Origin of the sequence: Sphaerisporangium sp. TRM90804 (assembly GCF_029846175.1) — a bacterium.
In the GTDB taxonomy this organism is placed as follows: domain Bacteria; phylum Actinomycetota; class Actinomycetes; order Streptosporangiales; family Streptosporangiaceae; genus Sphaerisporangium.
In genome coordinates, this window is record NZ_JARWAC010000043.1 from 1 (window position 1) to 24,199 (window position 24,199).

The 24,199-nt window shown below is 71.7% G+C and carries 17 protein-coding genes; 11 read left to right on the top strand and 6 right to left on the bottom strand.

Features of this window, described 5'->3' with window-relative positions; translation table 11 throughout:
• The coding region (locus tag PYR91_RS35700; RefSeq protein ID WP_279787336.1) for a cellulose binding domain-containing protein at positions 1–486 on the top strand (486 nt) is incomplete at its 5' end.
• Positions 487–1,019: 533 nt separating this feature from the next.
• On the top strand, positions 1,020–2,099 hold the full coding sequence (locus tag PYR91_RS35705) for a ricin-type beta-trefoil lectin domain protein (RefSeq protein ID WP_279787381.1): 1,080 nt from the start codon (positions 1,020–1,022) through the stop codon (positions 2,097–2,099).
• A 380-nt stretch (positions 2,100–2,479) separates the two neighbouring features.
• On the opposite strand, the gene PYR91_RS35710 is transcribed toward PYR91_RS35705, so the two are convergent.
• The 4 genes from PYR91_RS35710 to PYR91_RS35725 are packed head-to-tail and all read right to left on the bottom strand — an operon-like array spanning position 2,480 to position 6,524.
• Positions 2,480–3,370, bottom strand: a complete 891-nt coding sequence (locus PYR91_RS35710; protein ID WP_279787338.1) for an ROK family protein — start codon at positions 3,368–3,370, stop codon at positions 2,480–2,482.
• Entirely contained in the window at positions 3,370–4,194 is an 825-nt protein-coding gene (locus tag PYR91_RS35715; RefSeq protein ID WP_279787339.1) for a carbohydrate ABC transporter permease, read from the bottom strand. The genes PYR91_RS35710 and PYR91_RS35715 overlap by 1 nt, the downstream gene beginning before the upstream one ends.
• Positions 4,191–5,153 (bottom strand): sugar ABC transporter permease, encoded by a 963-nt coding sequence (locus PYR91_RS35720; protein ID WP_279787341.1) that lies wholly within the window; start codon positions 5,151–5,153, stop codon positions 4,191–4,193. The genes PYR91_RS35715 and PYR91_RS35720 overlap by 4 nt, the downstream gene beginning before the upstream one ends.
• A 6-nt stretch (positions 5,154–5,159) precedes the next feature.
• Positions 5,160–6,524: an extracellular solute-binding protein gene (locus PYR91_RS35725; protein WP_279787343.1), complete on the bottom strand. Its 1,365-nt coding sequence runs from the start codon at positions 6,522–6,524 to the stop codon at positions 5,160–5,162.
• 148 nt (positions 6,525–6,672) lie between these two features.
• Here PYR91_RS35725 and PYR91_RS35730 point away from each other — a divergent pair, with 148 nt between their 5' ends.
• The 3 genes from PYR91_RS35730 (at position 6,673) to PYR91_RS35740 (ending at position 12,749) form a co-directional block, all read left to right on the top strand.
• Positions 6,673–7,731 (top strand): LacI family DNA-binding transcriptional regulator, encoded by a 1,059-nt coding sequence (locus PYR91_RS35730; protein WP_279787344.1) that lies wholly within the window; start codon positions 6,673–6,675, stop codon positions 7,729–7,731.
• A 496-nt stretch (positions 7,732–8,227) separates the two neighbouring features.
• Complete coding sequence (locus PYR91_RS35735) at positions 8,228–10,972, top strand: beta-L-arabinofuranosidase domain-containing protein (RefSeq protein ID WP_279787346.1); 2,745 nt, start codon at positions 8,228–8,230, stop codon at positions 10,970–10,972.
• Between the two features lie 112 nt (positions 10,973–11,084).
• Entirely contained in the window at positions 11,085–12,749 is a 1,665-nt protein-coding gene (locus PYR91_RS35740; RefSeq protein ID WP_279787348.1) for a cellulose binding domain-containing protein, read from the top strand.
• Between the two features lie 264 nt (positions 12,750–13,013).
• Here the strand turns inward: PYR91_RS35740 and PYR91_RS35745 are convergent, their stop codons facing one another.
• On the bottom strand, positions 13,014–13,826 hold the full coding sequence (locus tag PYR91_RS35745; protein ID WP_279787351.1) for a universal stress protein: 813 nt from the start codon (positions 13,824–13,826) through the stop codon (positions 13,014–13,016).
• 332 nt (positions 13,827–14,158) lie between these two features.
• Between PYR91_RS35745 and PYR91_RS35750 the strand changes: the two genes are divergently transcribed.
• The 6 genes from PYR91_RS35750 to PYR91_RS35775 all read left to right on the top strand — a co-directional run bounded on the left by PYR91_RS35750 (position 14,159) and on the right by PYR91_RS35775 (position 23,063).
• Positions 14,159–14,830: a pyridoxamine 5'-phosphate oxidase family protein gene (locus PYR91_RS35750; protein WP_279787353.1), complete on the top strand. Its 672-nt coding sequence runs from the start codon at positions 14,159–14,161 to the stop codon at positions 14,828–14,830.
• Positions 14,831–15,024: 194 nt separating this feature from the next.
• Positions 15,025–15,708 carry a CBS domain-containing protein gene (locus tag PYR91_RS35755; RefSeq protein ID WP_279787355.1) on the top strand — a complete coding sequence of 228 codons (684 nt, stop codon included), beginning with the start codon at positions 15,025–15,027 and terminating at the stop codon, positions 15,706–15,708.
• On the top strand, positions 15,695–17,221 hold the full coding sequence (locus tag PYR91_RS35760; protein ID WP_279787357.1) for a bifunctional aminoglycoside phosphotransferase/ATP-binding protein: 1,527 nt from the start codon (positions 15,695–15,697) through the stop codon (positions 17,219–17,221). Before PYR91_RS35755 ends, PYR91_RS35760 begins: the two co-directional genes overlap by 14 nt.
• A 106-nt stretch (positions 17,222–17,327) precedes the next feature.
• Complete coding sequence (locus tag PYR91_RS35765; protein WP_279787359.1) at positions 17,328–19,004, top strand: NADH-ubiquinone oxidoreductase-F iron-sulfur binding region domain-containing protein; 1,677 nt, start codon at positions 17,328–17,330, stop codon at positions 19,002–19,004.
• Between the two features lie 94 nt (positions 19,005–19,098).
• A complete protein-coding gene (fdhF, locus tag PYR91_RS35770; RefSeq protein WP_279787360.1) occupies positions 19,099–21,807 on the top strand; it encodes a formate dehydrogenase subunit alpha in 2,709 nt (902 codons plus the stop codon).
• 11 nt (positions 21,808–21,818) lie between these two features.
• Positions 21,819–23,063 carry a PP2C family protein-serine/threonine phosphatase gene (locus tag PYR91_RS35775; RefSeq protein ID WP_279787362.1) on the top strand — a complete coding sequence of 415 codons (1,245 nt, stop codon included), beginning with the start codon at positions 21,819–21,821 and terminating at the stop codon, positions 23,061–23,063.
• An 82-nt stretch (positions 23,064–23,145) separates the two neighbouring features.
• Here PYR91_RS35775 and PYR91_RS35780 read toward each other — a convergent pair whose 3' ends face one another.
• A complete protein-coding gene (locus tag PYR91_RS35780; RefSeq protein WP_279787363.1) occupies positions 23,146–24,012 on the bottom strand; it encodes a universal stress protein in 867 nt (288 codons plus the stop codon).
• Between the last annotated feature and the right edge of the window lie 187 nt (positions 24,013–24,199).

Below are 24,199 nucleotides of genomic sequence, written 5' to 3' on the forward strand. Positions count from 1 at the left end.
GCCTACAGCATCCAAGGCGCCGGCCACAACCTCCCCTCCAGCGGCATGGCCGCCATCGCCGTCCAGTTCTTCGGCCTGACCGGCACCAACCCCACCCCCACCCCGACGGTCACCCCGACCCCGACCGTCACCCCGACCGTCACCCCGACCCCGACTCCCACCTTCGGCGGCGCGTGCCGCGTCACCTACACCCCCAACACGTGGAACAACGGCTTCACCGCCGCCGTCACCATCACCAACACCGGCTCCACCGCGATCGCCGGCTGGACCTCCACCTGGACGTGGCCCGGCAACCAGCAGGTCACCAGCGCCTGGAACGCCACCGTCACCCAGTCCGGCACCCAGGTCACCGCGCGCAACGTCGCCTACAACGGCAACGTCGCCCCCGGCGCCCAGCTGAGCTTCGGCTTCCAGGGCACCTACAGCGGCACCAACAGTTCCCCCGCGAGCTTCACCCTCAACGGCGCGACCTGCACGACGGCGTAGTCCCATGAGCCTCACGGCGGGGGTGCGGGGCCCAGGGCCCGCGGCACCCCCGCCGTGAGGCGTGCCGGCTCCGGAGGGCGGGCCCGGGAGTTCCGTCACCGTTCGGCAGCCCCCCCTTCCACCACCTGGCCCCGACGCCTCCGGGGCCCTCCGCGAGCCTCGGCCCGCTCGCCCGGCTGAGGCGCGGCGGTGAAATTTTCATCTCGCGCTCCCGGCGCGGCGGATAGGGCGGCCCATGGAGTCGCAGGTGGGCGAATCGCCGGCGGCTCCCTCGGCACCGTGAGGCGTGACGCTCTTGACGTCGTCTCGCCGCCTGATATTTGCTCCGCTCTACCGCCGCGATGCTCGTCGGAGAAGAGAACGGGACCCGACGGCCCGTATCGGCTCTACCAGCGACCGACACCGTTCGTCCGCCTTGATGGAAATTGTTATCGCTAACAAAGGGCCGTGAGTGGCGTCCGCTTCAATCTGCCGGAGAGGTAAGCATGCGTAGGTGGAGACGATGGTTCACCGCGACGCTTCTAGCCGTGACCATGGCCGCGCTCGGTGTGGTGATACAGACCAGCGTCGCCGGCGCGGAGTCCAACGGCGGGGTGCGGGTGATGCCGCTGGGTGACTCCATCACCGACGGCTACAACGTGCCGGGTGGTTACCGCATCGATCTGTGGCAGAGGCTGGTGGCCGGCGGATACACGGTGGACTTCGTCGGGTCGGGGTTCAACGGCCCGGCCTCGCTGGGCGACCACGACCACGAGGGCCATTCGGGGTGGCGCATCGACCAGATCGACGCCAACATCGTCGGCTGGCTCCAGCGCTACACCCCGCGCACGGTCCTGCTGCACATCGGCACCAACGACATGTGGTCGAACGACCCCGGCGGCGCCGCCAACCGGCTGGCCGCCCTGATCGACCGCATCACGAACACCTCGCCCGGCACCGAGGTGTTCGTGGCCACGATCATTCCGCTGCCGGGCGCCGCCAACACCGTCCGCTCGTTCAACGCCGCCATCCCCGGCATCGTGCAGACCCGGGCCAACGCCGGCCGCCGCGTGCACCTGGTCGACATGTACAACGCCCTGACCAGCGCCGACCTCGCCGACGGCATCCACCCCAACGCCGGCGGCTACAACAAGATGGCCGCCGTCTGGTACAACGCCCTGCGCTCCGTGCCCGGCAGCCTGGACCCGGGCACCCCCTCCCCCACGCCGACCCCCACCGTCACCCCCACGCCGGGCGCGACGTTCCGGCTGCGTAACGAGGGAGCCGGGCGGTGTGCGGACTCCCCCTACAGCGGCAGCTCCAACGGCACCCTGCTGCAGGTCTACGACTGCCACAGCGACCCCAACCAGCGGTTCGCCTACACCTCGGGCAGGCAGCTGCAGATCCTCGGCAAGTGCCTGGACTCCCCGACCGGCGCCGGCTCCGGCACCCGGGTGCAGCTGTGGGACTGCCACGGCAACTCCAACCAGCAGTGGAACCGCAACTCCAACGGCACCGTCACCAGCGTGGCCAACAACCTGTGCCTCAACGCCACCGGCACCGGCAACACCGCCGCGGTGACCATCGCCACCTGCAACGGCCAGGCCACCCAGAGATGGACCTGGAACGGGTAGACCGCACTCCGGCCGGCCCGCCGTCACACCGCACCCCCGGACGACCTCCACCGGCCCGGCCGGGGGCGCGCGTGACGCGCGACGGTTCCCGTCGCCTTCGCGCTCCGGCTCCCCGGCCCCCGCCCGGGCCCGACGTCCGCTCCACCACCACGACCTCCGTCGAGAGGGGAAACGCCCGACGGGCCTTGTGTTAGCGCTAACACAAGGCCCGTCGGGCCCCACCTGCCCCCGTCCGCCCGTCCGGCGAGTCCGTCGCGGCGCCGTCGCGCCGTTTCGGTGCCGTCACGGGGTGCCACTCGCCCAGCACGGGCGGACGGGTCATGCCCCTCCCCGCCGGGCGGCGAGCGCCGAAGGGATCTTACGAACCGGGCGAAGGTCCTTCAGGCGTGCTCGTCGGCGTCCCCCGGCGCCTCCCGTGCCAGCTCGACCGCGCCGAGGACGCCGGCGCGGTCGCCGAGGGACGGCGCGACCAGGTAGTCGTCGAGCGCCGGCGCGGCCGGGTACCCGGCCGCGAGGTCCGCCACACGTTCCCGCACCCGGGCGAGCAGGCCGGGGCGCTTGGCGATGCCGCCGCCCACGATGACGCGCTGGGGCGACAGCGCGTACATCAGGTTGACGACGGCCAGGGCCAGATAGCCCGCTTCGAGCTCCCAGGCCCGGGCGTCGTCCAGCCCTTCGGGCGGGCGCCCCCACCTGCGGCGCATCGCCGCACCGGACGCGAGTCCCTCCAGGCAGTCCCCGTGGTAGGGGCAGCTCCCCGGGAACGGGTCGGCCGGATCGCGGGGCACGCGGATGTGCCCGAACTCGGGGTGCAGCAGGCCGTGCAGCAGCCGGCCGTGCACCACCGCCCCCACCCCGATGCCGGTGCCGACCGTCATGTAGGCGAACGTGCCGAGCCCGGCCCCGCCGCCGTGCCGCCACTCGCCGAGCGCGGCGGCGTTGACGTCGGTGTCCAAGGCGACCGGGACGCCCAGCGCGGCGCGCAGCGGCGAGACGACGTCGGTGTGCGACCACCCCGGCTTGGGCGTCTTCGTGATGTGGCCATAGGTGGGCGAGTCCCGGCGCAGGTCGACCGGCCCGAACGTGCCGACGCCGAGCGCCGCCGACGGCTCGTGCCGCCGGAAGAAGCCGATCGCGGCCCGGAGGGTCTCCGCGGGGGTCGTCGTCGGGATCGTGTCGGTGGCGAGCAGGCGGCCGCCGGGGCCGGCGACCGCGCAGACCCACTTGGTGCCGCCCGCCTCGATCGCGCCGTAGACCGCGGTGTCGTCCATCAGCCCTTCAGGGAGCCTTGCAGCAGAGCCGTGACGAACCGGCGCTGGAAGGCGAGGAAGATCAGGAGCGTGGGGGCCAGGATGAGCAGCGACCCCGCGCTCAGCAGCGGGATGTCGGTCCCCCACTGTCCCTGGAAGGCGCCCAGGGCGCCGGACATCGTCCGTTTCAGCGGGTCGTCCACCAGCACGATCGCCAGGAGGAACTGGTTCCAGGTCCACAGGAACAGCAGGATGGCCAGGGACGAGATCGCCGGCATGGCCAGCGGCACGTGGATCCGCCAGAAGAGCTGCCACACGTTCGCCCCGTCGATCCGCGCGCTCTCCGACAGCTCCTCGGGCATGTTCACGAAGTGCGCCCGCATCCAGAACACCGAGAACGGCATGAACAGCCCGATCAGCGGCAGGATGATGGCCCACCGGGTGTTCAGCAGCCCCATGTCCCGCACCTGGTAGTACAGCGGGGTGATGATGCCCTCGAACGGCAGCGTCAGGCCGAGTACGAACCCGACGAACAGAACGTTCCGCCCGGCTGTCCGCAGGTGGCCGATGGCGAAACCGGCCATCGTGCCGATCACCAGCGAGAGCGGCACCACGCCGAGCACGATGAGCGTGCTCGACTTCAGCAGCTCCCCCATGCGCGCCGCCTGGAACGCCTGGAGGAAGTTCCCCCAGTGCGGGTCGCCGGGCCAGCTCAGGCCGGGCGGATAGGTGCCCGACGGGTGCAGGGCCGTGACGAACAGGCTGAGGAACGGCAGCAGGGTGATCCCCATCAGCAGGACGAGGAGGAGCTTTCCGGTCCACGCCTCCCGGCGTGCAGTGATCATGACGACCTGTCCCTGGTGAGCCATTGGATGGGGAGCGCGACGGCGATGACGAGCACCATGAGCACCACGGCCAACGCCGACGCGACGCCCACCTGCCGTTCGGAGAAGGCCAGGTAGTAGATCTCCAGGCCGGGAACCATGGTCGCGTTGCCGGGGCCGCCCTGCGTCGAGATGTAGATGATGTCGAAGCTGGCGAGGGCCGCGATGACGGTCACCGTCACGCAGACGGCGATCTCCTGCCGCAGGCTGGGCAGGGTGATCGAGACGAACTCGCGCAGCGGCCCGGCGCCGTCCAGCCGGGCGGCCTCGTAGAGCGCCGGGTCGATCTTGCTCATGCCCGCCAGCAGGAGGAGCGTGCACAGGCCGAGCAGCACCCAGGCGCCGATCACGCCGACCGCGGGAAGGGCGGTCGAGAAGTCGCCCAGCCAGGCCCGCGTCACCCCGCCGAGTCCGACGGCGGTGAGCACCTGGTTGATCACTCCGGTGGAGGACAGCAGCCAGCTCCAGGCGATCCCGGCCGCGACGAGCGGGATCACCTGCGGCAGGAAGATGACGGTCCGCGCCACGAGGGCGAGCCGGCTGGCGGCGACGCGCCGGATCGCCGAGGCGATGGCGAGGCCCAGCAGGACCGGGATCGCGCTGAAGAACACGATCAGTTTGACGGCGTTCAGGATGGACTGGAAGAGGTCGGGATCGGTGAACACCTTCAGGTAGTTGCCGGCCCCGGCCCAGGTGGACGGCCCGATGCCGTTCCACGTGTACAACGAGTACTGGAACGTCAGCGTGATCGGCCGCAGCACGAAGACCACGTAGAAGGCCAGCGCGGGGAGGACGAACAGCCAGCCGATGAGGCGGGACCCTCGGCGCCCCCCGCGCCGGACGCGGCTGCGCGTCCTGGCCGTCGGACCGGGCCGCCTCTCGGCGAGATCGACCGCTTTGTCGGGAGTCGGCCCTGTCATGACGGCTCAGTTCCCTCCGACCTGGCTCTTGTAGTCGCTCTGCACGGCCTTCAGCAGACCCTCCGGGGTCTGCTGCCCGGCGACCAGCTTCTGCAGGTTCGGCGTCCAGCTCTTGGCGTAGATCGCCCCGGTGGCGTTGGCGATGAAGTCCATCGCGCCGTTGTCCTCGGCGATCTTCGCGCCGGCGGCGAGCGTGCTCTCGGTGACGGTTCCCGGTTTCACCGACGGCATGTGCCCGTCGGCCGGGCCCATCGGGTGTGAGCCCCCGACCTCCACGGTGATGTCACGGGCCTTGGAGTCGGTGGCCACCCAGTTGAGGAAGAACGCCGCGCAGTCGGCGTTCTTTGATCGCGCGCCGACGCCGAACGCGAGTGGGGCCGACATCGCGGCCAGCTCGCCGCCGTCCTGGGCGGACGGCATCAGGAAGAAGCCCGCGTCGCCCGCCATCTGCTTGTCGAGGTTGCCCGACTCCCAGTCGCCGTTGAACATGAACAGGCCCTTGCCGTCGATGAAGCGGCTCATCATCGTCGCGTAGTCGACGGCGTTGACGTCCTTCCAGAAGTACCCGGCCTTGGTCCACTTCGCCAGGTGCTGGGCGGCCTGGAGGTTGGACGGCGTGTCGATCGTGGCGCCCGGCTTCTGGAAGATCCAGTCGTTGATCGGGGCCGCCGGGCCGTACGCGGCCATGAGGTTCTGCAGCGGGAACGCGAGGCCGCCGGTGGCGCCGCCGTTGAACTGGGCGATCGGGTCGATGCCCGCGGCCTTGGCCTTGGCCAGCAGGTCGTCCAGCTCCGCCAGGGTGGTGGGCGGGGCCGACATCCCGATGCGGGCGGCGAGCTTCTTGTTGTAGAAGACGCCGGTCATGCTGAAGTTGAGGCCCGTCGCGTACAGCGACCCCTCGCCCCGGGTCTTGCCCCCGGGGGCCATGCGCATCTGCTGGAGCTGCGAGGCGGGCCACTCGTCCCAGCCGAACGCCTGCGCGTAGCCGTCCATGTTCTTCAGCAGGTTGTCCTTGACCAGCTCGGAGACCTGCGGGAGCCGCATCAGGTCCGGCGGGTCGTCCGCGAGCACGCGCGGGGCGTTCTGCGTGATCACCGCGAACTGATCCTCGCGGATGTCCCACTTCACGTTCGGGTGCTGCTTGGAGAACTCGGCGGTGAGCGCCTTGGGCAGGGGGAACCCGGTCTCGAAGTAGGCGTTGAGCGTGACCGGGGCCGTGCCGCAGGCCGGAGCCGTCGAGGGGGCGGCCGCGGTGGGGTTCTCGGCCTGTGGCGCGTCGCTTCCGGGGGCGGCGCAGCCGGCGGCCAACATCCCTCCTGTGACGACCGTGAGCGCGGCCGTGTGCCAGCGGGGGCGAACTCGACGCGACATCTGCGTCTCCTCCGTGCAATGGGACCCCTGACCTGCGTCAGCAGTCCCGATTAGGTTGCTAAATCGTATTAGCGGTGCGATAGTCTCACCGTAGCTCTCCGCCGATGTCAAGCCCTCGTAATACGACCTGAACAATGGAGGTCCGCCGGTGAGCCCACGCCGGGTCACGCTGGCCGATGTCGCCAAGGCCGCCGGCGTCTCCCCCACCACCGCGTCGCTGGTCCTGTCGGGCCGTGGGCGGGAGATGCGGATCTCCGAGGAGGTCGAGCAGCGTGTCCTGAAGGCGGCGGACGAGTCACAGTACCGTCCGAACGCGGTGTCGGTGGGGCTGCGCACCGGCACGACCAGGACGATCGGCTTCGTGTCCGACACGGTCGCGACCTCCCGGCTGGCCGGGGACATGATCAAAGGCGCGCTGGAGGCCGCGCGGGACCGCGGCGTGATGCTCTTCATCGGTGAGACCGAGGGCGATCCGGAGCTGGAGCGGCGTCTGCTGCAGGCCATGCACGACCGCCAGGTCGACGGCATCGTCCTGGCCTCGATGTACACCAGGACGATCAAGGTGCCCAAGGAGATCACGGCCTCGCCCGCCGTTCTGCTCAACGCCCTGTCCAGGCAGCCGGCGGCGCTGCCGTCGATCCTGCCCGACGAGGTCGAGGCCGGGCGCGCGGCGGCGCGCGTGCTGCTGGAGGCGGGCCACCGCGACGGCATCCACCTGATCGGCGCCGGCCCCCGGGCACGCGACCTGCCCCCGGGCGGCGCCGCCGCCGTGGAACGGCTCGCCGGCATCCGGGAGGTGCTGAAGGAGGCGGGGGTCAAGATCGCCGGTGCGCCTCTCTCCGCCGACTGGCAGCCGGAGTACGGCCTGGAGGCCACGCGCGCGATCCTTGAGGCCGGACGCCCGCGGGCGCTGATCTGTTTCAACGACCGCATCGCCTTCGGCGCGTACCAGGCGCTCGGCGAGTACGGCCTGCGGGTCCCGGAGGACGTCTCGGTGGTCGCGTTCGACGACCACCCCCTCGCCTCGTGGATGCGCCCCAAGCTCACCACGGTCGCCCTCCCGCACTACGAGCTCGGCCGGAAGGCCGTGGACGTGCTCTTCACGGAGATCCGCCACCACCGCGCCGGCGCCGCCCGCGAGACCGGGGTTCACCGCGTCCCGATGCCGCTCCGCGAACGCGAGTCGGTCGCGCCACCGGGGCCCTGACGCGCCCCGCCGCACCGGGGGGCCTCCGGTGCGCCCACCCCTGCGCCTGCCCCCTGCCGGGGTTCCCGCCCGCCGCGCCCGAGGCGTCCGTCCGACGGCGATGAGGGCTGTTAACGGTAACAAGCACGGTCGTCGGCACTGAAACTTTCAGCGACATCCCAGAAGCGGGGGAAATCGCGCCGGACGAGCGACGCGCGGACCCGGCAGGGCCGGAGGTGGCCTTGGCGGCGCACTCCCCTGATCGAACCGGCGTCGGCGGGCCTCCTGACGGCTCCGGACCGGCTTCCCGTGAGGACCGGAGCTGGGCGACAGCCTTGACATGTTTCGTAGGGGTTTCGACACTGTCTTCACCCGGCGCCGCCGAAGCGCGGCGGTTCACGCGATCCCTCACGACCGCCCGCCTTCACTGAGCGACTCCGACGGCCGAGAACATCGAACCGATTCGTAGCATGCCGAATGTTAGCGCTAACAGCTTATCCGTCTCTCCGGAGGTCAAGTGTCTTCCGCACCGCTCAGCCGCCGTCAACTGTTCCAAGCCGCCGGCGTCGCCGTGGTCGCCTCCACGGCCGCCCAGGCCGTCGGCACTCCGGCGGCCGAGGCCGCGATCGTGCCCCCCGTGCGGCCCGACATCGGGGTGTCGGCGTACGCGTTCGACCTCGGGCAGGTGCGACTGACGTCCAGCCGCTGGATGGATAACCAGAACCGCACCCTGTCGTACCTGCGGTACGTCGACGTCAACCGCCTGCTGTACAACTTCCGGGCCAACCACCGGCTGTCCACCAACGGCGCCGCCCAGAACGGCGGATGGGACGCTCCCACGTTCCCGTTCCGCACCCACATGCAGGGCCACTTCCTCACCGCGTGGGCCCAGGCCTACGCCGTGCTCGGCGACACCACCTGCCGGGACAAGGCCAACCAGATGGTCGCCGAACTGGCCAAGTGCCAGGCCAACAACGCCGCCGCCGGGTTCAACGCCGGTTACCTGTCGGGTTTCCCCGAGTCGGACTTCACCGCCTTGGAGGCCCGCACGCTGAACAACGGCAACGTGCCGTACTACTGCGTGCACAAGACCCTGGCCGGCCTGCTCGACGTCTGGCGTCACATCGGCAACACCCAGGCCCGCGACGTGCTGCTCGCGTTCGCCGGCTGGGTCGACTGGCGGACGGGCCGGCTGAGCGCCTCCCAGATGCAGTCAATGCTGGGCACCGAGTTCGGCGGCATGAACGCCGTGCTGACCGATCTGTACCAGCAGACCGGCGACGGGCGCTGGCTGACCGCCGCCCGGCGGTTCGACCACGCCTCCGTGTTCGACCCGCTGGCGGCCAACCAGGACCGGCTCAACGGCCTGCACGCCAACACCCAGGTGCCCAAGTGGATCGGCGCCGCCCGCGAGTACAAGGCCACGGGCACGACCCGCTACCGCGACATCGCCGCCAACGCCTGGAACATCACCGTCGGCGCGCACACCTACGTGATCGGCGGCAACAGCCAGGCCGAGCACTTCCGGGCCCCCAACGCCATCGCCGGGTACCTGACCAACGACACCTGCGAGCACTGCAACACCTACAACATGCTCAAACTGACCCGCGAGCTGTGGCTGCTCGACCCCGACCGCGTGGCGTACGTCGACTTCTACGAGCAGGCGCTGCTCAACCACATCATCGGCGCGCAGAACCCCGCCGACGGGCACGGGCACATCACGTACTTCACGCCGCTGCGGGCCGGAGGCCGCCGTGGCGTGGGCCCGGCGTGGGGCGGCGGCACCTGGAGCACCGACTACAACTCGTTCTGGTGCTGCCAGGGGTCGGGGGTGGAGGTCAACACCAACCTGATGGACTCCATCTACTTCCACAACGGCACGACGCTGTCGGTGAACCTCTTCATGCCGTCGGTGCTCAACTGGACCCAGCGCGGCATCACGGTCACGCAGACCACGTCCTTCCCGGCGAGCGACACCACCACGTTGCAGGTCAGCGGGAACGCGGCGGGATCGTGGACGATGCGGATCCGCATCCCGGGCTGGACCAGCGGCGCCACCGTCAGCGTCAACGGCGCCCAGCAGGACGTCGCCACCACGCCGGGCACCTACGCCACCCTCACCCGCACCTGGGCCCCCGGCGACACCGTCACCGTCCGCCTGCCCATGCGCGTGGTCATGAAGCCCGCCAACGACAACCCCAACGTTCAGGCGATCACCTACGGCCCCGTCGTGCTGTCGGGCAACTACGGCAACACCACCTTGAACGCGTTGCCGTCCCTCAACACCGGTTCGATCACCCGGACCAGCACCACCGCGCTCGCCTTCACCGCCACCGCCAACTCGGCGACGGTGAACCTGGGGCCGTTCTACGACGCGCACGGGCACAACTACACCGTCTACTGGAGCACCACCGGCCAGGGCGGCGGCGGGGGCGCGAGCTTCCGGCTGGCGAACGCGGCCAGCGGCCTGGTGCTGGGCATCCAGAACATGTCCACCGCCGACGGCGGCCTGGCGTTGCAGTGGACCGACAGCGGCACCGCCGACCACGACTGGGAGGCGGTCGTGGACGGCAACGCCCTGCGGTTCCGCAACGTCAACAGCGGCAAGGTGCTCGGGGTGGAGAACATGTCCACCGCCGACAACGCCCGCGTCCTGCAGTGGGCCGACAACGGCACCGCCGACCACCGCTGGACCGTCGTGGACGTGGGCGACGGTTCGCACAAGATCCGCAACGTGCACAGCGGCAAGCTGCTGGCCATCCAGAACGGCTCCACCGCCAACGGCGCCCAGGCCGTCCAGGACTCCGACAACGGCAGCCTGGACAACCAGTGGCGGTTCGTCCCCAACGGCGCCCGGCGCATCCAGAACCTGGCCAGCGGCCTGGTGCTGGGCGTGCAGGACATGTCGACCGCCGACGGCGGCGCGGTCATCCAGTGGGGCGACACCGGCACCACCGACCACCTGTGGACCGCCGTCGTCGACACCGGCGGCTACCTGCGCCTGCGCAACTCCAACAGCGCCAAGGTGCTGGGGGTGGAGAACGCCGCCACGGCCGCCGGCTCCCGAGTCGTCCAGTGGGCCGACAACGGCACCAGCGACCACCGGTGGCGCCTGCGCCACGGCTCGAACGGCTACTTCCGCATCCAGTGCGCCAACGGCGGCCGGGTCCTCGGCGTCAGCGGGGGCTCCACCGCCCAGGGCGCGCAGATCGTGCTCGCCGACGACGGCACCGGGAGCGACCGCCTCTGGCGGTTCGTCTGAGAGCCGGTCGCGAAGCCGGAGATCGGCACGGCCGGTCCAGCGGGGCCGGGAAAGCACGGATCAGCACCGACAGCCAAGAGGACAGGACATGACGCAAGACCACGATGAGACTGTGAGCGGCGAGCGAAGCCTGCTGAGCAGGAGGAACGTCCTGACGACGCTGGGGGCCGTGCCGATCATCACGGCCACGGCGGCGGTCGTGGGGGCGCCGGGAGCCGCGGCCGCGACGGCGGTCATCAATCCGTCGGCGCGGCGGCAGACGATCCGGGGCTTCGGCGGCATGGCCTTCGCGGCGTGGATCGGTGATCTGACGGCCGCCCAGCGGGAGACGGCGTTCGGCACCGGCGAGGGCCGGCTGGGGTTCTCCGTGCTGAGGATCCCCGTCCCCGAGAACCAGGCGGACTGGAGCCGTGACGTGGCCACGGCGAGGCGTGCGATCGAGCTCGGGGCGAGCGTCATCGCGTCGCCGTGGAATCCCCCCGCCAACATGATCGAGACCTTCACGCGCGGCAGCCAGACCAACGCGAAACGCCTCAGGTACAACATGTACGGCGCCTACGCCCAGCACCTGAACGACTTCACCACGCACATGCGGAACAACGGGGTGAACCTGTACGGCATATCAGTACAGAACGAGCCCGACTACGCGCATGACTGGACGTGGTGGACTCCCGCCGAACTCCTGCGGTTCCTGAAGGAGAACGCCGGCTCGATCAGCACCAGGGTCATCGCCCCCGAGTCCTTCCAGTACCTGAAGAACATCTCGGACCCGATCCTCAACGACCCCGTGGCGCTCGCCAACGTCGACATCATCGGGGCTCACCTCTACGGCACGCCGTTCTCGAACTTCCCCTACCCCCTCTTCAAGCAGAAGGGCGCGGGCAAAGAGCTCTGGATGACCGAGGTGTACCACCCCAACAGCAGCGATTCGGCGGACCTCTGGCCCCAGGCGCTCGACGTGGGCGAACACATCCACCGCGCCATGGTCGACGCCGAGTTCCAGGCGTACATCTGGTGGTACATCCGGCGCAGCTACGGCCCCATGCGTGAGGACGGCCAGATCAGCAAGCGCGGCGCCATGATGGCGCACTTCGCCAGGTTCGTCCGCCCCGGATACGTACGGATCGACGCGACGGCGAACCCGGCCTCGAACGTCTACGTCTCGGCGTACCAGGGTCCGGAATCCATCGTCATCGTCGCCGTCAACAAGGGGACCTCCTCGGTGAGCCAGCAGTTCACCGTGTCGAACAGCACCGCGTCCGGCAGCGTCTCCTCCTGGCTGACCGACGCGAGCAGGAACGTGGCGCCCCAGGGCGCGACCAGCATGTCGAACGGCTCCCTCACCGTCACGCTTCCCGCTCGAAGCGTGACGACCTTCGTGACCGGCGCCGGCCCCGGTCCCTCGCCCAGCCCGACGCCCACCCCCACGCCCACCCCGACGCCCACCGGCGACCCCGGGACGGGGCCCCGGGTCGTCTACACGATGAGCGCCTGGAACAACGGCTTCACGGCCGGCATCAGCATCACCAACACCGGGACCACGGCGATCAACGGCTGGACGCTGGTCTTCACCCTGCCCTCCGGCCAGTCCATCACCTCGGGCTGGAACGCCACCTACACGCCCTCCAGCGGCCAGGTGAGCGCCCGCAACGTCAGCCACAACGCCACGCTCGCCCCCGGAGCCACCATCGACATCGGCTTCCAGGCCACCCACACCGGCAACACCGCCGAACCCACCGCCTTCACCCTCAACGGCATCCCCTGCGTCGTCGCCTGACCGACCTGACCGACCGCACCGACCGCACCGACCGCACCGACCGCACCGACCGCACCGACCGCACCGACCTGAATGACAGGCGAACCGGCTGCGAGGCCCGGCCGCGACACCACGGGCGCGGCCCCTCCCACGGCGAGGGGCCGCGCCAGCGGGGCACTGACCGGGCCGATGCGCATGGTCGCGCAACTCCGGCCGCCGAGAACCGGCTACCCGGCTCGGGCTCGTCACGCGGCGTACGCCCATCTCGTCCGCGTGCGGGTGGCGTCAATCGCCGTAGCGTGCCGGCACGACCACCACGGGGCATCGCGCGTGATGCAGAACGGCGTGACTCACCGAGCCGAGCACCAGGCCGGTGAAGCCGCCGCGTCCACGCGACCCGACGACCAGCAACGCGGCATCCTCGGATGCCTGCTGGAGGACGTCCACCGGATGCCCCGGAACGGATTGTTCGATCACCTTGGTCCCCGGGTGCCGATCCTTGCAGCTCTCGATGACCTCGGCCGGGACGCACCGCTCCTGCGGGCCGGTGGCCTCGGCGGCACCGTGGACCACCAGGAGTTCCACCCCTCTGCGCTCGGCCTCGGCGAAGGCGAACTCCACGGCGTTCGCGCCCGACTCCGCGCCGTCGACCCCCAGCACGATGTGCGACCGGGCCGACGGCGCCGGTCCGCGGACGACGGCCACCGGGCAGGGCGCGAAGCCGGACACGCCGAGTGCCACCGACCCGAGAAGCAGGCCCCGGAATCCGCCGAGACCGTGATTGCCCACCACGAGGAGCTCGGCGTCCTTCGCCGCCCGGATCAGCGCGGGCCGCGGGTCGGAAGGCAGGCGCGCGCGCGTCACCTCGACACCGGGCTCGGCGCGCAGAGCCTGGTTGACCGCCTCTTCCAGCAGGGAGTCCGCGCCGTCACGCATCCACTGGGCGACCTCCGTGTACGGTCCGTCGTGGGGGTCGCACGCCCACGCCGGCATGGCATGGACGACATGCAGCGAGGTTCCGTGGAGCACGGCCTCCCGGGCGGCCCATCGGGCCGCCTCCAGCGCGGCCTCCGAGCCGTCGACCCCCACAATGATCATGATGTCTCCCTAGTCACGTCTTCCATCTGATTCCAGCGGGTGGCCCGGGGGAACGACAGAGTCGTTGGTCCTCGTTCGAGGACGTGGCGGCGCTGCTGGTCCAGAACGAGGTGGGCCTTTCGGTGTCCGATCTTGGGCCGGAGGTCCCTGCCGCCGAGACCGGGCCGCCTGTAGCGTCGTAGTCAGGGCTCCCCGAGGTGACCCGGCGAGGGGCTCGCGCGGCGGTGCCGCGGCGGGCGTCCTGGACCTCCACGACCCGGTGCACGGTGTCGAGGCCGTCCGGCCGCGGAAGTCGCCGGTATCAACCGGTCGCGAGCAGGGAGGGCGTGAGGATGGCACCGCGTAAGGGTTCACCGGGCGACCTGTCTCGTCGCATCGCGCATCGGCGGGAGAGTCTCGGGCTCAGCCGCGACCAGCTCGCCGAGCGTGCCGAGATGGCGACCGGGTTCATCGAGTATCTCGAGGAGAACCCGTCATCCCTGGACGACGGGTCGCTGTCGCGGGTGGCCCGGGCCCTGGACACCACCGTCGAGGATCTGCGCGGCGGTGGCATGGACCGGCCGCAGGGGCAGGGCAGGGCTTCGCTTCACCCGTCCCTGGAGAGGCTGGATCCCGAGGAGTGCCTACGCCTGATCGAGCCCGGAGGAATCGGGCGGGTGGCCTTCGACGGCAGCTGGGGTCCGATCGTGCTCCCGGTCAACTACCGGCTCCATCAGGGGTCGATCGTCTTCCGTACCGAGGCGGGTGGTCCCATGGACGAGGATCTGCGAACCGGCGACGCCACCGGGGGAGAATTCAAGATCGCTTTTGAGGTCGACCGCATCGACGAGGCCGCCCGGGCGGGCTGGAGCGTGCTGGTGCAGGGCCCTGCTCACCACGTCCCGCCGGAGGAGCTTCCCGAGGTGACGTGCTCGGAGGTCGAGCCGTGGGCCGGAGGGGAACGTGGGCTCTACATCCGCGTCGCCCCTCGGCGGATCACCGGCCGCCGGATCCACGGACTCTGAGACGCGCCGGTCGGCGCATGCCCACGTCCATGCGGTGAGGGCGCGCGGATGCATCGGGACGCGCCGGCCCGGCCAAGTCCTTAACGCCCTCAGGTATGGGTCCTGCGGCCCTTCTCACCGTGGGGCGTCGCGGATGCGATGGAAGCGTAGGCGTCCTGAAGGGAGCAGCCATGCGCGTGAAGGTGCGGGATGTCATGACCAGACGGGTCGCCTCGGTCAACGGGGGCACCCCGTTCAAGGACGTGGCCGAGGTGTTGGTGAACCATGAGGTCAGCGCGGCCCCCGTGGTGGACGGTGAAGGTCACGTCATCGGGATGGTCTCGGAGGCGGATCTGCTGCGCAAAGAGCAGTTCAGGGAGCGGTACCACCGGGAGGGATATCGCCCTCCCCTTCGTACCCGGCTTCGCGAGCGCGTCGGCCGGAAGGGCGCCCCGGCCGAGCGGCGGGCGCGCGGCGACACGGCCCGCGACCTGATGACCAGGCCGGCGATCACCGTCAAGCCGCACGCCGACGTGGTGACGGCCGCCCGGCTGATGAGCGAGCACGGGATCAAGCGCCTCCCCGTCGTCGACGACGACGGGGTGCTGGAGGGCATCGTCAGCCGCCACGACCTGCTGACCGTCTTCGCGCGGACCGACGACGCCATCGCCCGCGAAGTACGGGACGACGTCGTCGAAGGCCCCCTGTGGGCCCGCCCGCCGGCGGTGCGCGTCTCGGTGTCCGACGGGGTAGTGACCCTGAGCGGGCGGGTGGCTCGCACCACGGACGCGCGGATCGCCGTCGGCATGACCGGGCGGGTCAACGGCGTGGTGGACGTGGTCGACGAGCTGGAGTGCGAGGACGCGCACGGTGGGGGGACGTGCGATGAGGGCGCGTGAACCAGGCGGGCGCGGAACGTCGCCCGCGCCGTGGGCGCAGGTCAAGGAGACGCACACCGCCGTCGTGATCCTGCTCGGGGACCACGCGTACAAGGTGAAGAAGCCGGTCGACCTCGGCTTCCTGGACTTCACCACGCTGGAGGCCAGGCGGGCGGTCTGCGAGGAGGAGGTGGAGCTCAACCGCCGGCTCGCCCCCCTGGTCTACGAGGGGGTGGCCGACGTGCTCGGGCCGGACGGAAAGACCTGCGAACACCTCGTGGTGATGCGGCGCATGCCCGACGAGCGGCGTCTGGCGGCGCTCGTCCGCGCGGGAAGGCCGGTGGAGGGGCAGCTGCGGCGGATCGCCCGGATGGTGGCGAGCCTGCACGGCGGGGCTCGCCACGGCCCGGAGATCGACCGGGAGGGAGGCGGTGCGGCCCTGCGGGAACGCTGGACGGCGAGCTTCCGGCAGGTCGGAAAACTGCCTGGCGTCCTGGACGACGAGCTCGCGTCGGAGATCGAGCGGCTCGCCCTGCGCTTCGTGGACGGTCGCGAGCCGTTGTTCGCCGCCCGTGTGCGGCGAGGGCGCATCGTGGAAGGCCACGGTGACCTGCTGACCGAGGACATCTTCTGCCTGGAGGAGGGCCCGCAGATCCTGGACTGCCTGGAGTTCGACCCAAGGCTCCGATACCTCGACGGCCTCGACGACGCCGCGTTCCTCGCCATGGACCTGGAGCGGCTGGGCTCGCCTCGCCTCGCCGAGCTGTTCCTGCGTTGGTACACCGACTTCTCCGGAGATCCCGCGCCGCCGTCCCTGTGGCACCACTACGTCGCCTATCGTGCCTTCGTCCGGGCGAAGGTCGCCTGCGTACGCCATGCGCAGGGAGGCGCCGACGCCGCCTGGGAAGCCCGCAACCTGGGTGAACTCAGCCTTCGCCACCTCCGGGCGGGCGCGGCGGCGCTGATCCTCGTCGGAGGGCTGCCCGGCACCGGCAAATCGACCCTGGCCGCCGCACTGGCCGGCCACCTCGGATACACGCTGCTGGCCAGTGACCGCGTCCGGAAGGAGCTCGCCGGCATCACCCCCGACCAACCGGCCGGGGCGCCGTTCGGGGAGGGCGTCTACACGAGCGAGTGGACCGAGCGGACCTACGGGGAGCTGATGTCCCGCGCCCGCGCGCTTCTCGGCTTCGGCGAGTCGGTGATCCTCGACGCCTCCTGGACAGACGAGGCGCACCGGGCCGCGGCCGGCCGGCTCGCCCGGGACGCCTTCGCCGACATGGTGGCGCTGCGCTGCACCGCCATGCCCGAGGTCACGGCGGAGCGGTTGTCGCGTCGCACGGGCGGGGCGTCGGACGCCGACCAGGCGATCGCCGAGGTCCTGCGGCAGAGAACGGCGCCGTGGCCCGAGTCGGTGGAGATCGACACCGGCACGTCCCCGCGGCAGGCACTCGAACAGGCCCTCGTCGCGCTCGGCCCCCGTTCGGAGCCCACTTCATGGCGGTTCCGGCGCCCCTCGATGGAACCGGACTGACGGGATGGAAGCGGGAACGTCGAGATCCCGGCATCGAACGGCCAAGAGTGGCTCAAAGCGAAGACGACCGGCTCTGGAGTCCGCTGGACGTGCGCATGATGAGGCCATGGGGCTGGAGAGTGGCTTCGATGCGTTTCGGGCTCTGGCCGATCGGCGTGGACGTCCGGGTGTCCGGCTGCTGGAGTCCCTCGCCGAAGCCGCGGCCGGCGCGTCGGGCGGGCCGCCCGGCTGGGCGCCCGAGATCGCCCGACGCTTCGGGCTGCCGGCGGCGGCCGGACTGGGCCCGGCCGGCTACTACGCCGACCTCGCCGCTCCACATGCCCTGCGCCATGTACGCGTCTGCACGGCCGCGGCGTGCTTCGCCGCGTCCACCGGCCTGCACGTGGCCGAGGTCGAGGACGCGCTGGGCGTCGTCGCCGACGGTGCCGATCCGGGGCCGGACGTGTCGTTGCAGACGACGCGCTGCCTCGGGTACTGCTATGCGAGCCCGGCCTGTCTCGACGGCGACACCCCCTGTACCGGAGCCGACCTCGCCGGCCAGCTCCGCGGTGACGTGCCCGCCCGCGCGCCCGCCGTCCCGGCCGCCGACGCGACCGGCGATCCGGTGGTGCTGGCAGGGGTCCTCGCCGGGCAGCCGTCCTGGCGGGTGTGGCCGGACACGGTACGCGGGAGCACGCCGGAGCGCGTGCTCGGGGAGGTGGCCGCCTCCGGGCTCCGAGGGCGCGGCGGGGCCGGCTTCGCCGTGGCGGCCAAATGGACCACGGCGGGAGGCTCGCCGGACACGGTGGTCGTGGCCAACGGCGACGAGGGCGATCCGGGGTCCTACGCCGACCGGCTGCTGATGGAGCTTGATCCGCAGCGGGTGCTGGAAGGCCTGGCCCTTGCCTGCTTCGCGTGCCACGCCCGCCAGGCGGTGGTGCTGGTGCGCTCGGAGTACCCCATGGCGCTGGAGCGGATGCGGGAGGCGGCCCGCCGGGCGTACGAGGAAGGTCACCTGGGCACGGCCGTCCACGGCAGCGGCGTCGATCTGGACGTCCAGATCGTGGAGGGCGCGGGGTCCTACGTGGCCGGTGAGGAGACCGCGCTGATCGCGGGCCTGGAAGGCCGCCGGGGATGCGCCCGCCCGCGCCCGCCGTACCCCACCGCGCGCGGGCTGTGGGACGCCCCGACCGTGGTGAACAACGTCGAGACGCTGGCCTCCGTGCCGTGGATCGTGGAACACGGCGGCGAGGCCTACGCCCGGCGCGGCACGCGCACCGAGACGGGCACCAAGCTGGTGTGCCTGTCGGAGCGCTTCGCCCGGCCCGGCTGCTATGAGGTGGAACTCGGCACGCCGGTGGCGCGGATCGTCGGCGAACTCGGCGGCGGACTGCGACAGGGAGCCGAGATGGCGGTGCTGCAGGTCGGCGGCCCCCTAGGCGGCTTTCTCGCCCCCGACGAGCTGGAGGTGCCGCTGACGGAGGCCGCGCTGGCCGAGCACGGCGCGGCACTCGGCCACGCCGGCCTGGTGGCCTTCGACCGGCGGACGGCGACGCCCGAGGAGGTGCTAAGGCACGTGTGGGAGTTCGCCGCCGCGGAGAGCTGCGGGGCCTGCTCGCCGTGCCGGGTGGGTTCCCGCGCGGGCCTGAGGATCGCCTCCGGCGGCCTGCCCCGGCAGGAGTACGCGCGGCTGCTTCGCGTGATGGGCGAGGCGAGCCTGTGCGCCTTCGGCCGGCGGGTGCCGGCGGCCGTACGAAGCCTGGCCCGCGCGTACGGCGACGAACTCGCGGGGTGGGACCCGTGAGGATCCGAGGACGCCCACCCCGCCGAACGGGCTTTCGGGCGCTCACGCCCGAGGACCGTGTCATCTCGTGCGTGACTCCCGCGGAGGGATACCCGTGAGGGTGCATGTCGACGGCGTGCCGGTCACGGTGCCCGAGGGGGCGTCGCTCCTCGAGGCAGTGCGGTCCGCCGGCGTCGAACTGCCCTCCCTCTGTCATGACGATCGGCTCACCCCGGCGGGTTCCTGCCGGACCTGCCTGGTGCGGACCGGCGGGAACACGGTGGCCGCCTGCGTGATCCCGGCGGCCGACGGCATGTCGGTCGAGGTGACGGGCGAAGGGCTCGTGGCGCTGCGCCGCGAGGCCGTCGAGCTGATCGTCTCCGCCCTTCCGCCCTCGGCGCTGGACGGCGGCGCGGAAGGGACCGAGCTCGCCAGGCTTTGCCACGCCCTGGGCGTCACCCCCGGTCAGGCCCGGGAGGAGGGCGTCCGGGGGCGCGACGAAAGCCATCCCTACGTGCACCTCGACCCTGACCTGTGCATCGCCTGCGGCCGGTGCGTACGGATGTGCGCCGAGGTGCAGGGCACCTTCGCGCTCACCCTGACCGGGCGGGGCGCCGACACCGTCGTCACCCCCGGCACCGGAGGAGCGTGGGCGGACTCCGACTGCGTCGCCTGTGGAGGCTGCGTGGACACCTGCCCCACCGGTGCGCTGACCGAGCCCGGCATGCCCGTCGGCGCCTCGCGGACGGCTCCGGTGCGCACCCGCACCACCTGCGGCTACTGCGGGGTCGGGTGCTCACTGGAGGTGTTGACCCGCGACGGCGAGATAGCGGCCGTCCTGCCCGACCGGGAGGGTCCGGTCAACCGGGGCCACGCGTGCGTCAAAGGCCGCTTCGCACACGGCTTCGTCAGGGCGCCCGACCGGCTCACCCGGCCGCTGCTGCGGCGACGGGGCGGCTTCGAGCCGGTTTCGTGGGCCGAGGCGCTGGCGCACGTCGCCCGGGGCATGCGAGCCGCGGTGGCCGAGGGCGGCCCGGACGCGGTGGCGGCGATCTCCTCGGCGCGAGCCACCAACGAGGAGAACTACCTGGTCCAGAAGTTCATGCGGGTGGTGATCGGCAGCAACAACGTCGACAACTGCTCCCGGCTGTGCCATTCGCCGTCCGCGGCCGGGCTGACCGCCTCGTTCGGGCTGCCCGGCGGCACCGACGTCTTCGAGGAGGCCGAGAAGGCCGACTGCCTGCTCGTGGTGGGCGCCAACCCGGCCGAAGCCCATCCGGTCGTGGGAGCACGGCTGTTCCAGAAGGTCCTGCGCGGAGCGCGTCTCGTCGTCGCCGACCCTCGCGCGGTGGGGCTGGCCGAGTACGCCGACGTGCATCTGCGCCCCCGGCCCGGCACCAACGTCGCCCTCTTCCACGGCCTGGCCCACATCCTGCTGGCCGAAGGGCTGGCCGACCGGGACTTCCTCCGCGATCACGCGGCGGGTATGACGGAACTCGCCGAGCTGCTCGCCGGCTATCCTCCGGAGCGAGTGGCCGCGATCACCGGCATCCCCGCGGAGGATCTCGTCGCCGCCGCCCGCCTCTACGGCCGGGCCGAGCGCCCGGCGATCTTCTACGGGCTCGGAGTCACCGAACATCTGCACGGTACCGACGGGGTGCGGACCTTGGCCAACCTGGCGATCATCCGGGGAGCGGCCGGTCCCGGGCGCGGGTACGGGGTGAACCCGCTGCGCGGCCAGAACAACGTGCAGGGAGCCTCCGACATGGGCGCTCTGCCCGACGTCCTGCCCGGCTACCAGAAGGTGGGCGATCCGGCGGCGCGGGCGAGGGCCGCCGCCGTCTGGGGTGTCCCGGTGCCGGAGCGGCCGGGCCTGCGCATCCCCGAGATGTTCGCCGCCGCCCGTTCCGGAGAGCTGCGGGCGCTGTGGGTCATCGGAGAGGACGTGTGCGCGACGGACCCCGACGCCGACCGCGTGGCGGAGGCGTTGGAGGCCTGTCCCCTCGTCGTCTGCAACGAGCTGTTCCTGTCGGAGACCGCCCGCCGGGCCGACGTCGTGCTACCGGTGGCCTCCTGGCTGGAGAAGGACGGCACCTTCGTCAACTTCGACCGCCGCTTCCAGCGGGTGCGCCCGGCGCTCGTCCCTCCCGGCGAGGCGCGGACCGACTTCGCGACCGTCCACGCGCTGGCCGCGGCTCTCGGCGTCGATCTCAGGTGCCGTACACCGGCCGAGACGCTGGCCGAGTGCGGAAAGGTCGCCCCCGTGTTCGCCGGGGTGACCCACGAGCGGCTGGACCGGGAGGGCGCCACGCCGTGGCCCTGTCCGGACCTCGACGCGCCCGGCGAGGCTCGGCTGTATCCACAGCGGTTCGCCACCCCCGACGGGCTCGCCCACCTGGCCTGCCCTCCCTACCTGCCGCCGGGAGAGGAGCCCGACGACCGCTACCCGCTCATCCTGGTCACCGGACGGCGCTGGGCGCACTACAACTCGGGCGGCATGACCCGGCGCACGGGCAACCTCCGGCTCGGCGACGTGGATCTGCTCGACCTTCACCCCGCCGACGCCGCCCGCCACGGCCTCCGTGACGGTGACCGGGTCGTGGTGGAAAGCCGCCACGGCCGGGCCCGCCTCGTCGCCAGGCTCACCGACCAGACGTCGCCCGGCCAGGCGTTCTGCGCCTTTCACTTTCCCTCCAGCGGAGTCAACACCCTCACATCCGCTCACGCCGACACCGTGACGGCGTGTCCGGAGTACAAGGTCACCGCGGTGCGGGTGAGCCGCCGGCCGCGGGTGAGATCACCGGCGGGGGGAAGAACCCCCTGAGGGGCGCGAGCATGGTGAAAGAGGGGGCGTTGCCCGGCGCAGAGGCGCCGGACCGCTCGGAGGGATTCGGCGAGCGGGTGCTGGGGGTGCTGCTGGACCAGGCCCTGCGCTCGCCACCCCAGTCGATCGCGCCGCTCGTCGCCCAGCAGGTCGGCAGGATGGGCGGCCGGGACGTCTCGATTCTGCTGCAGGACTACGCGCAGTCGCTGCTGGTCCCCATGCCGGGGCGGGGCCTGGGGGTCACCGAACCGCAGCCGATCGACGACTCCCCCGCCGGGAGCGCCTTCCTGCGGGTCACCGACGTTCAGGTGCCGAGGCCCGACGGCGTCCGGGTGTACATGCCGTTGCTGGACGGCAGCGACCAACTCGGGGTGCTGGCGTGCACCTTCGACGCCGTCGACGACGACGACCGCCGGCTGCTGCGCCGGCTGTCCATCGTGGTCGCCGGCCTGCTCGCCACCAAGCAGATGTACACCGACCAGTTCTTCCAGGTTCGACGTCGCGAACCCATGAGCGTGGCCGCGGAGATGCAGTGGTCGCTGCTGCCGCCGCTGGTGATGCGCCTCCCGCAGGTCGAGCTGGCGGGCAACCTGGAACCGGCCTACGAAATCGCGGGCGACAGCTTCGACTACGCCCTCAACGACAGCGTCCTTCACGCGGCCGTCTTCGACGCCATGGGCCACGACCTGCACGCCGCGACCATGGCGACCGTCGCCGTCGGCGCCTACCGCCATGCGAGGCGCGCCGAGATCAGGCTCGCGGAGAAGTACGCGTTCATGGACCGGGCCATCGCCGGCCAGTTCGGGCCCGACCACTTCGTGACGGCCCAGATGATGCACCTGAACATCTCCACGGGGCGTCTGGAGATGGTCAACGCGGGCCACCCGGCGCCGTTGCTGATCCGCGGCCACGAGGTCGCCCGGCAGTTGGAGGGGCCGACGACCCTGCCGGTCGGGTTCGGCGGCCACCAGCCCCGGATCGGCGAGGTCCGGCTCCGACGCCGTGACCGGGTGCTGTTCTACACCGACGGTGTGATCGAGGAGCGCGACGCTCAGGGACGGCCGTTCGGCGTGGAGCGGCTCATCGGCTGCGTCAACCGGATGCAGCGGACGGGAGAGCGGGTCAGCGGGGCCGTCCGCTGGCTGTCCCGGACGTTGAAGGAGGAACGTGGCGGACGTACCAGCGACGACGCGACCCTTCTCCTGATCGAGTGGCGCGGGGCGGGCACCGGCCGTCGCGCCCCGTCGCCCTCGTAGGGGAGGCCGTCGCTCCCACGGCGCACCCCGCCGCGGGCGGCCGCCGGACCGTCGGCGGCCGCCGGGACGGCGGGTGCGCCGGTCACCTGTCCGGGCGGGGCCGGACGACCGCGACCGGGCAGTGGGCGCGGTGCAGGACGCCGTGGCTGACCGAGCCCAGCAGGGCCGAGCCGACTCCGCCGAGCCCTCGCGAGCCCACCACGACGAGGTCCGCGTCGCGGGAGGCGTCGGACAGGGCGGAGGTCGGGTGCTCGCAGACGGCCGTTCCGGCCACCGTCACCTCAGGGTGCTTGCCCTTCCAGGGGTCGAGCCGCTGCTGGAACAGCTCCGCCTGGCTCCGGAACACGTCTCCCATCAGGTCGGAGTAACCGAGGGCGAACGGCGAGAAGACCGGTGTCTGCCACGCGTGCACGACCCGCAGTCGCGCGTGGCGAGCCCTGGCCTGGTCGAAGGCGTACTCCAGCGCGGCCTCCGACCCCGGGGATCCGTCGAAGCCGACGACGATCTCGCCGAACACGTGCTGCCGCCGGCCGCGCACGATGACGACGGGTCCGGGGGCGTGCCCGGCCATTGCCATCCCCACCGAGCCGAGCACCAGTCCGGCGAAGCCGCCCATCCCTCTGCTGCCGAGAACGACCTCCTCGGCGCGCTCGGCCTCACCCGTCAGCGTCTCGACCACGGCGCCCCTGGCCAGAACCGTCTCCACCTCGATGCCCGGCGCACGCTGACGCGCCCGTGCGGCCGCCGCGGCGACCACGCCGTCGCAGTACTCCGACAGGGAGTCCTCGAAGCCCGGCATCGCGTGGAACGGCGCGCCGTCCCCCCACTGCTCCCGGACGTGCACGATCCTCAGGGCGGCGTTCCCGCGGGCAGCGTCGTCGGCCGCCCACTCCACCGCCGCCGACGCGGCCGGGGAGCCGTCGACTCCGACGACGATCGTGTTCGTCATGATCGTTCTCCTTGCCAGGGGTCCTGTACCTCCTCTCATGCCACCACCGGGCCCGGGCCGCGCACAGTGGCCAAGTGCCCCGGCCGCGGGGACCTTCTCCCCGGGCGTGCGCGGCGGACGGCGCCTTGGGGGCACCCGCACCGCCACGCCACGGCCACGAGGTTGATCCCCGTCCCGCGCCGGGGAT

Bases quoted from the DNA above. Each gene is read 5' to 3' on its own strand.
- PYR91_RS35705 (WP_279787381.1), top strand. From the start codon at position 1,020: ATGGCCGCGCTCGGTGTGGTGATACAGACCAGCGTCGCCGGCGCGGAG.
- PYR91_RS35710 (WP_279787338.1), bottom strand. From the start codon at position 3,370: ATGGACGACACCGCGGTCTACGGCGCGATCGAGGCGGGCGGCACCAAG.
- PYR91_RS35715 (WP_279787339.1), bottom strand. From the start codon at position 4,194: ATGATCACTGCACGCCGGGAGGCGTGGACCGGAAAGCTCCTCCTCGTC.
- PYR91_RS35720 (WP_279787341.1), bottom strand. From the start codon at position 5,153: ATGACAGGGCCGACTCCCGACAAAGCGGTCGATCTCGCCGAGAGGCGG.
- PYR91_RS35725 (WP_279787343.1), bottom strand. From the start codon at position 6,524: ATGTCGCGTCGAGTTCGCCCCCGCTGGCACACGGCCGCGCTCACGGTC.
- PYR91_RS35745 (WP_279787351.1), bottom strand. From the start codon at position 13,826: ATGATCATTGTGGGGGTCGACGGCTCGGAGGCCGCGCTGGAGGCGGCC.
- PYR91_RS35750 (WP_279787353.1), top strand. From the start codon at position 14,159: ATGGCACCGCGTAAGGGTTCACCGGGCGACCTGTCTCGTCGCATCGCG.
- PYR91_RS35755 (WP_279787355.1), top strand. From the start codon at position 15,025: ATGACCAGACGGGTCGCCTCGGTCAACGGGGGCACCCCGTTCAAGGAC.
- PYR91_RS35760 (WP_279787357.1), top strand. From the start codon at position 15,695: ATGAGGGCGCGTGAACCAGGCGGGCGCGGAACGTCGCCCGCGCCGTGG.
- PYR91_RS35765 (WP_279787359.1), top strand. From the start codon at position 17,328: ATGGGGCTGGAGAGTGGCTTCGATGCGTTTCGGGCTCTGGCCGATCGG.
- PYR91_RS35775 (WP_279787362.1), top strand. From the start codon at position 21,819: ATGGTGAAAGAGGGGGCGTTGCCCGGCGCAGAGGCGCCGGACCGCTCG.
- PYR91_RS35780 (WP_279787363.1), bottom strand. From the start codon at position 24,012: ATGACGAACACGATCGTCGTCGGAGTCGACGGCTCCCCGGCCGCGTCG.